The sequence below is a fragment of the Streptomyces sp. NBC_00237 genome, assembly GCF_026342435.1.
In the GTDB taxonomy this organism is placed as follows: Bacteria; Actinomycetota; Actinomycetes; order Streptomycetales; family Streptomycetaceae; genus Streptomyces.
In genome coordinates, this window is record NZ_JAPEMT010000001.1 from 436447 (window position 1) to 441959 (window position 5513).

At 71.5% G+C, this 5513-nt stretch carries 6 protein-coding genes; 3 read left to right on the forward strand and 3 right to left on the reverse strand.

Annotated features, from left to right (window positions below; genetic code table 11):
* Positions 1 to 76: 76 nt before the first annotated feature.
* The gene (locus OG897_RS01745) at positions 77 to 811 is read right to left on the reverse strand and encodes an ANTAR domain-containing protein (protein WP_266652156.1); all 735 of its coding nucleotides are present in this window, start codon (positions 809 to 811) and stop codon (positions 77 to 79) included.
* 49 nt (positions 812 to 860) lie between these two features.
* Positions 861 to 1637 (reverse strand): ANTAR domain-containing protein, encoded by a 777-nt coding sequence (locus OG897_RS01750; protein WP_266652158.1) that lies wholly within the window; start codon positions 1635 to 1637, stop codon positions 861 to 863.
* A gap of 307 nt (positions 1638 to 1944) precedes the next feature.
* On the opposite strand from OG897_RS01750, the gene OG897_RS01755 reads away from it, so the two are divergent.
* Positions 1945 to 2778, forward strand: coding sequence for a trypsin-like serine protease (locus OG897_RS01755; protein WP_266652160.1), 834 nt, complete (start codon positions 1945 to 1947; stop codon positions 2776 to 2778).
* Here the strand turns inward: OG897_RS01755 and OG897_RS01760 are convergent.
* On the reverse strand, positions 2775 to 4415 hold the full coding sequence (locus OG897_RS01760; protein WP_266652162.1) for an alpha/beta fold hydrolase: 1641 nt from the start codon (positions 4413 to 4415) through the stop codon (positions 2775 to 2777). The two genes, OG897_RS01755 and OG897_RS01760, sit on opposite strands and share 4 nt — an antisense overlap.
* A gap of 314 nt (positions 4416 to 4729) precedes the next feature.
* On the opposite strand from OG897_RS01760, the gene OG897_RS01765 reads away from it, so the two are divergent.
* A complete protein-coding gene (locus OG897_RS01765) occupies positions 4730 to 4867 on the forward strand; it encodes a hypothetical protein (RefSeq protein ID WP_266652164.1) in 138 nt (45 codons plus the stop codon).
* Positions 4868 to 5041: 174 nt separating this feature from the next.
* Positions 5042 to 5182 (forward strand): hypothetical protein, encoded by a 141-nt coding sequence (locus tag OG897_RS01770; RefSeq protein WP_266652166.1) that lies wholly within the window; start codon positions 5042 to 5044, stop codon positions 5180 to 5182.
* Positions 5183 to 5513: the final 331 nt, after the last annotated feature.

Consider the following 5513-nt stretch of genomic DNA (forward strand, 5'->3'; position numbering starts at 1 on the left):
CGGACCGAGCCGTGCCACGAAGGCACATCCCACAGATTGATCACGACCCGATACGCGACCTAGTACGGCGCTTCAACTAGCCGACGGGCAGCAGCCCGTTGTCGATGACTTCCTTGGCGACCTCCGTCAGCCGCCTGCCGTTGCTGCGCGCGTGGTTGCGCAGCAACGCGAACGCCTCGTCGACCCGCACGTCCAGCCGCGCCGCCAGGACGCCCTTGGCCTGTTCGATGACGATGCGGCTGTGCAGGGCGGTGCGCAGCTGGATGCCGGTGACGCGGTAGCTGCGCAGGGTCTGCTCGTGCACGAGGCCGATCGCGGCGGCGTCGGCGAGCGCCTGGCCGATCCGTACGTCCGTCGGGGACAGCGGCCCTTCCTCGGTCCGCAGGAGCAGCAGGGTGCCCAGCCGCTCCCCGCGCAGCCGCAGCGGCAGCGCGCTCGCCCAGGTGTATCCGGCGCGGCGGGCGAGCAGCACGAAGTCGGCCCAACGTTCCTGCGGGTCCCGGCTGAGGTCGACGCGCAGCGCCTCGGCCGCTTCGTCGGGCGTGCGGCCCGCGTGGCAGTCGAAGGCGGGCCCCGTCTCGGCGGCGACGTCGAGCAGCTCGCCGAGCTTCTCCCCCGGGTCGAGGGGGGCGACGGGGCGCAGTTCCTCGCCGGGCGGGGCGAGCAGTACGGCCGCCGCTGCGACGTCGAGCAATTGGCAGCACCGTGCGGAGAGTTGCTGTAGGAAATCCATCACGTCGAACTCATCGACGAGAGTGTCGGCCAGCTCGACGAACGCGTCCGCCAGCGTCAGTTCACGTTCCCGGCTCATGCTTGTCTTCCTCGATTTCCAGGGTTCTTCCACGGTCGTCACCTTCTCCTCACGCGTCACTCCGCCCCTCGGGCCGGTCGACGGTCAATCGCAGGCGCCGGGCGACGATGTCGCGGGAGACGGCGACGATAGGTCGGTTGTGTGCGAATGCATAAGCCCGCAATCGGTCAAGAGCGGTGGCGAGATCCACCTTCAGGTCGATGCTGAGCATGCCGCTCGCCTGGTGCACGACGGCCCGGTGCAGTTCGGCGGGCTGCTCGGTCTGCCCGTTCTCGTACGGTCCCGTGCGCGCGGCCCCCGCCGTCGCTGCCGGACCCGGGGGATCACCCTCGCGTGCGGGGGGCAGATAGCCGGAGAGCAGATAGACGGTGAGGGCGTCGCAGAGGGTCAGCGCGGCGTCGAGGCACTTCTCGCTGAGCGGGTGGGGCTCCCGCCGGTATCCGGTCATCGCCCCGATGCTGATCGCGCCGAGCCGCAGCGGAAAGGCGAACACGGCCCGGACGCCCAGCTCGGCGGCCCCGGGGACGAACGCGGGCCAGCGCGGCCCCGGCGTCCGCCGTACGTCGGTGACCAGGAGGAGCGATCCGGCCGTGGCGGCCTCGACGCTCGGCCCCTCTCCCAGCGTGAACTGCAGATCGTCCAGCCGTGCGCTCACATCACCGCTGTACCAGAGCAGTTCGGCCGAACCGGCCTGGGTGGACACGGACAGCCCGTCCAGCTCCAGGAGCCGGGCGCAGCGCGTGGCCCAGCTCGGGTCGGGCCCGCCTCCTCCGACGTCCAACGTGCCGAGGAGAGCGGTGAGTTCTGCGTCTCTGAGTGCGTCCATGCGTCATCACCCCCGAACGCCGTACGGGTGTGCGACGAGCCGAGTCGTGGGGTCGAACTCTCCCGGACGGCGGATTCTTCGCCTTCGCTATTCCTCCAGCATGCCCGGAATCGACGAGCTCGTTCAAGCTCCTTCGGTGAAGGTGCCGGGAGAGTTCGCGAACCCGGGCGCGGGGGGATACCCCTACCGGGGGAAGGCCCGCTGGCGGGAGGGTGTTTCCACCTGTTGACCCCGTAGCCCGGCGGATCCGGGACGAACAGGCTGAACACGTACGGATCTTCCCGCAATCAGCACGAAGGAACCGCCTGTGTTCAGCATCAAGCCGGTACGCCGCCGCACGGCCCGCACCGCCGCCGTCGTCACCGTCCTCGCCGCCGCGTCCTGCGCCACGCTCCTGACCGGGAGTGCCCAGGCGATCGTCAACGGCGGTGACTCCACCGAGAGTTACCCGTTCATGGTGACGATCCCGGAGTCGGCCCCGGAGCACGGTCTCCTCGACGGGAACTGCGGCGGCTCGCTCATCGACCGGCAGTGGGTGCTGACGGCCGCCCACTGCCTGAAGGGCGACGGGCTGAAGCTGGACGGCACCGTCCGGATCGGCAGCGACCGGCGGAAGTCCGGCGGAACCGTCCGGAAGATCGACCGGACCTTCCTCCACCCCCGGTACGTGAACGGCGGCGGCCCGGCCGCCAACGTCAACGACATCGCGCTGATCCGTCTCGACCGCCCCGTCACCCAGCAGCCGGTACGGATCGCGCGGGAGGCGGGAAGGCCCGGCACCCCGACCCGGATCATCGGCTTCGGCACCACCGTCGACACGGAGTTCGCCTTCCCGGACCGGTTGCAGGAGCTGGACACGCGCAGGGGCGCCGTGTCCGAGTGCGGGCCCGGTTTCGCGGACCGCACCCGGCTCTGCACCATCAGTACGAAGCCGAAGGCCATGGCGTGCTTCGGTGACTCCGGCGGCCCGCAGCTGCGCAAGGGCCGGGGCGGGCGCTGGGAGCTGATCGGCGTCACCTCGGGCCCCGGCGCCGCGAACGTGCCCTGCTCGGAAGGACCGGGGCTGTACACCAGCGCGCCCGCCCACCTGAACTGGATCGAGAAGACCATGAAGCACAACAGCCCGGCGAAGAAGGGCTAGAACTCCGGGCAGGTCCCGTCCTTCGGCCTCTCCCCGTCGACCAGCACCTTCAACACCGCAGCGTCCACACACGTGTTGCCGGACTGGACGACACCATGGGTCTGGCCGCCGACCTTGAGCAGTGCGGCCGGGAGGTTCTTCGCGACCGTCTCCGCCTCGGCGAGGGTCGTCCGTACGTCGTGTTCGGCGTTGACGACGAGCGGGCGCGGGGCGTTCTTCGCCGACAGCGGTGCGAGGGGGGCGCTGCTGTGCGGCCAGGAGGGGCAGGTGGCGTAGAGGGAGGCGTAGAAGGGGGCCGAGTCCTCCTCGCCCGTCTTCTCGGCGGTCTCGGCCAGTTCCTTCAGCACGCCCGCCGTGGTCTTCGGCCAGACGTAGTCGGCGCACTTCACGCCGATGTCGAAGGCGGTGGAGGTGCCCGGGTTCTTGAGCGCGGCGGCGACGTCCTTCGGGAAGCCCTTGTCCGCGTACGCCTTCAGGTCGGCGTACGCGGCCGGGTCGCCCGGCGCCGCGTCCTGCGCCTTCTCGACGGCGCGGCTGAAGCCGGGCCAGTCGGAGGGGACCACCATCACGGCCGTGACCGCCTTCGCCAGGTCGCCGGTCTTCGCGGCGACGGCCGTCAGCGCCTCCTCCGGCTGGGGTGCGACGGCGCACTCGGCGGGGCCCGACGCCGTACACCACGATCGGAACCCGGCGCTCTGGGAACGGAGTTGGGCCGCCGCCTTCTCCTGCTCGGTCTTCCCCGCAGTGCCGGATGCCTCTTCGAGAGTGGCCGAGCTTTCGAGTGCGGCTTGCGGGCCGGACTGGGCGGGGTCGACCGTGCCGTCGAGGACGGCCGCCCGTACGTGCTCGGGGTGGGTGCGCAGGTAGTCCTGGGCGACCAGGGTGCCGTAACTGACCATGAGGAGGCTGAGCTTGTCCTCGCCGAGAGCGAGGCGGATCGACTCGATGTCGGCGGTGGTGTCCTTCGTGCCCAGGTGCGCCGTCAACTCTCCATATTTCGTCCGGCATGTGGCCGCGTACTCCTTCGCCGACCTCTCGATCGCCGCAGGGTCCGCCTGCGCCTTCTCCAGGTCCGCGAAATCCCCCTCGCCCAGCTTCGCCAGCGCCCCGCCGGGCTCCCCGCAGTCCACGGGACGGCTCTTGCCCGACCCGCGCCGGTCGTACCCGACGACGTCGAAGAGGGCACGGATCTGGGGCGGGAGGAGGGAGGCGGTGGTGTAGAGGCCGGGCAGCCCCGGCCCGCCCGGATCCATCACGAGCGCGCCGATCCTTCTCCTCTTGTCCGTGGCGGGCAGCCGGGAAACGGCCAGTTCGAGCGTCCCGGACCCGGGTTTCGCCGCGTCCACGGGCACCTTCAGAGCGGTGCACTCGCGGGTGGGCTGCCCGGTGAGGGGGCAGTCCTTCCAGTCGGCGGCCGGAGTGGGCGGGGCGGGCGTGGCGGAGGCCGTCCGGCCGCCGTCGGGCCCGTTGCCGTCTCCGCCTCCGCCTCCGCAGGCGGCGAGGAAGAGGGCGAGAGCCAGGAGGGCCGCAGCACGGCCGAAGGGGTAGTGACGTCGGGTCGCCCGCCTGCGCGGCCCCCGCCCGTACGGCCCGCGCGCGCGTGCCGCCGTGCTGGTTCCCTCTTCGCCTCGCACCATGCGGCCAGCCTGCGGGCGCCCCACGTTCCCCGCACGCGCTGCGCCCCCGTACGGGCGAACGGGATACTCCCGCCGGGTCCGAGGAACCGCATCGCTCCACGGCCCTCCAGCAGCGGTACGAACAGCACACACACCACACCGGGGCCCACCTCTTCCGCGGACTTCTCGCCCCGGCGTCGGTCTCCTGCCTGCGCTCATGGTCGCGCCACCCTTTCGCGGGCCCCTTCGGGCTCCGGTGTGCGGTGCCACAGGGTGGGACGTTGTGCGCTGGAGGTGTCCCACCGGCGCGATGCCCCGTGCTTGGCGATCCGGGCGTGTCGGCCCTCTACGACCCGTGCCGCTCGGCCTGTCCCCAGGCGCAGGCGCTGGGGTGGAACGCCCTGACCACCCGACCTCTGGTCCTGGCTGCGGCGGCGGAGGACATGTTCGCGGAGGACTCCGAGGAGGCGTAGGCGTTCGGGCTTGCGAGGGCGAGGGCGAGGGCGGGGGCGGGGGCGGGGGCGAGGGGCGAGGGGTGGGGATCGGACGGCCCATCAGATCGTGCGGGTGGGGCGGTGTGCTGCCAGCGTGGGCGGGGAGTCGGCCGCCCGGTCGGCCGATGTCCGGGCGTGGCGAAGGAGTGCGGCATGGGTGAGGGAGCGCGGAAGAGCGGGACGGCTCTCGGGGCGCGGGAGAAGGCGTGGCGGGCCGTGCTCGTGCTGGCGGTCGCCGGAGCCCTCGCGCTCGCGGTGGCGCTGCCTTCGCTGATCGCGGTGCAGCAGCCGTAGGAGGAGGGTGGGGAGGTAGAGGGAGGGCGGACCGGGCAGGTGCCCGGTCCGCCCTCCCTTTGTTCTGCACGGGTTGTTCTGTACGGGGGGCACGCCGGGGGCACCCGGCCGGTTGCGGGCCGTACGGGTGGAAGCGCGTGACCTCCGGGGCCGGAACGTGGGGGCGCGGCCGAAAGGGCAAGTCGGCGCGGCCATCTGAGAGCCAGTCAATACGACAAGCGGCAATGACGTGCTGCCTACACTGCGCGGGTCATTTGTCCGACTTGTCGGGTTGTGGGTTCTGTGATTTCACGATCTGCGAGTCCGAGCTGTGAGAACGGTCGCCCACGCC